Here is a 2,416-nt window from a genome sequence, read left to right as displayed (position 1 = left end):
CGAGGCGGATGGCCGAGTGGAATGACGAATTAGGTCACGAGCTTCGAGAAGTGGGTCCTCCTCCGTACTCGGACGGCCGGGGGTACGCCGTCCAACGAAAGTGGTCGAACCGGTTCGAAGGCGCGGACGTCTTCATCCCTTCCATGCTCGGTCTCGCGCTCGGCGCCCCCGGCTACACGCTTCGCGATATCAACGACTGGTTCGAGGGGCAAGGCCTTAGCGCCGAACGTCTGGTTCCCGAAACCAGTGCGCTCGATTCGTCCGCACTCGCCGGTGATTTCGCCCTGCCGGTCTTCGTGATCCAGGGCGCCGAGGATTTCACCACACCGACGAGCCTCGCGAACACGTTTGTGAGCTCGATACGCGCGCCGCAAAAAGCGTTCGTCACGATAGAGGGCGGTCATTTCGCGGTGTTCATGGAATCCGATGCGTTCCTGAACGAGCTCGTTTCCCGAGTACTTCCGCTGGTTGAGAACCAATGAACCGATATCTCACTCGTGGCGCAACGCGATGATGGGGTCGACGCGGGAGGCCCTGATGGCGGGGAAAGCAGTCGCGCCGAGAGCGACGAGTACGAGACCTCCCGACACCACGGCATAGGTGCCGAAGTCGGTAGCGGAGACTCCGTACAGTTGGCTCTCGAGAAACCGGCTCAGGAGGAAAGCGCTGGCAAGACCCAGGAGGGCTCCGGTTCCCGCCATGGCCAGGCCTTGTTCCAGAACGAGCCTCAGGATCCCGGGGCCGCTTGCGCCGAGAGCAACCCGCACTCCGATCTCTCGGGTTCTTTGGACGACACCATAAGACACGACCGAATAGATACCGAGAGCCGCTAGGAGAAGCGCGGTAAGTGCGAACGCAAGGAGAAGCGTCATGACGAAACGACGGGAAGCGACGGACGCCCGCACCAGATCGCGCATGGCGTGGATTCCGAAAACCGGCTGCTCGGGGTCGACCCTCCGTACCGCCTCGCGCAGCGACGCCGTCAGCGACTCCGGATCGGAGGAAGCCGCCAGAGCGAGGTTCATCTCGGGAAGGGGCGTCGCCCAAAACGGCGTATACATTTCTTCTCCGGAAGCCGTGGCGAGATCCTCGTGGCGAACATCTCCCACGACTCCAACGATCTCGCACAAGAGATCGTCATAACCGATGCGCACCGACTTCCCCAGCGGGTCTTCGCCGGGGAATACGTTGCGCGCAAAGGTTTCGTTGACGACCAGGACCGATCGGCCATCGTGCTCCGAAAGGTCCATGTCGCTTTCCTCGATGTCGCGTCCCGCGAGGAGGGGGATTCCCATGGTCGAGAAGTAGCCCGGCGTCACCGCCCGCCAGTTCGAGGAAAGTGGCTGCCCATCGGCCGGCGGCTCGCGATCTGGAATCTGGATCGTGAGTCCGAAGCCGACCGAAGTGAGCGGCATGGGAGCAATGAGGCTTGCGGAGCGCACTCCAGGAAGCGCCCGGACCTCCTCGAGAAGTCTTTTCCCGAAATCGACCTGTGCCGCACCCTCCGGATACTTCGTGTCGGGCAGAACCAGCCGTGCGGTCAGCACGTGATCGGGCTCGAAGCCGGGGCTTTCCTTACCGAGGATCCAGAAACTCCGGAGGCTGAGGCCCGCGCCCACGAGGAGCACGAGCGCGAGCGCAACCTCCAAGCTGACGAGGAAGTTTCTCGAACGGGAGTCCCGAGAGCCGGAGGCTTCTCCCCGGGTGGTTTCGTGCAGCGATCGCTCGACGCGAGACCGGGAGGCCTCGAGCGCGGGAACGACACCGAACAGAAGACCGGCACCCAATGAAATCGCCGAGGCGAACGCGAACACCGCCCAGTCCACGGCAACCGACTCGATCCGAGGAACATCTCTGGGGCTCAAGCGAACCACGAGGTCGACGCCCCATAGAGCGACGAGAAGTCCCCAGGCTCCGCCCAGGAGAGAAAGGAGGGTGCTCTCGGTCAGAAGCTGTCGTACGAGACGCGCGCGAGCCGCACCGAGCGCGGCCCGCACCGCGATCTCGCGGCGACGCTCGGCGGCTCTCACCAATAATAGGTTTGCGACGTTGGCGCAGGCGATCAGCAGCACGAATCCAACGGAGGCAACGAGAACCAAGAGCGCGGAGTGGTAGTCCTTCAAGAAGAACCCTTGGAGGGGAGATGCGGTGGCTCCGTGGACTCCGCGGTGGTCGGCGAAAGACTCGACCGCCCGGCGCAGGATGCCATCGGCTTCGGCCGTGGCGGCGTCGGCGGAGACACCTGGAGCGAGACGACCAACGGCACCGTCGAGAAAGTGTCCGGCGGGACTCGAAAGCTCCATCTCGCTGAAAGCCGCGGGCACGTAGAGCTCGACGCCCGTGGTGGGAAACGCGAACCCTGCTGGAAGGACGCCGACGACGGCGTGCGTGCGCCCGTTGAGCTGAAGGTGCCGGC

At 63.9% G+C, this 2,416-nt stretch carries 2 protein-coding genes; one reads left to right on the top strand and one right to left on the bottom strand.

All coding sequences use genetic code 11. The features are described 5' to 3' along the window. Positions 1-482: hypothetical protein (locus tag VEK15_15930; GenBank protein HXV62190.1), on the top strand; the 482-nt coding region annotated here is incomplete at its 5' end. 9 nt (positions 483-491) lie between these two features. Here the strand turns inward: VEK15_15930 and VEK15_15925 are convergent. Next, a partial coding sequence (locus tag VEK15_15925; GenBank protein ID HXV62189.1) for an ADOP family duplicated permease occupies positions 492-2,416 on the bottom strand: 1,925 nt, incomplete at its 5' end.

It is taken from the genome of Vicinamibacteria bacterium, from assembly GCA_035620555.1.
Lineage (GTDB): Bacteria > Acidobacteriota > Vicinamibacteria > Marinacidobacterales > SMYC01 > DASPGQ01.
Note: the sequence above shows the minus strand (reverse complement) of the source record. Positions and strands in the feature narration are given on the sequence as shown.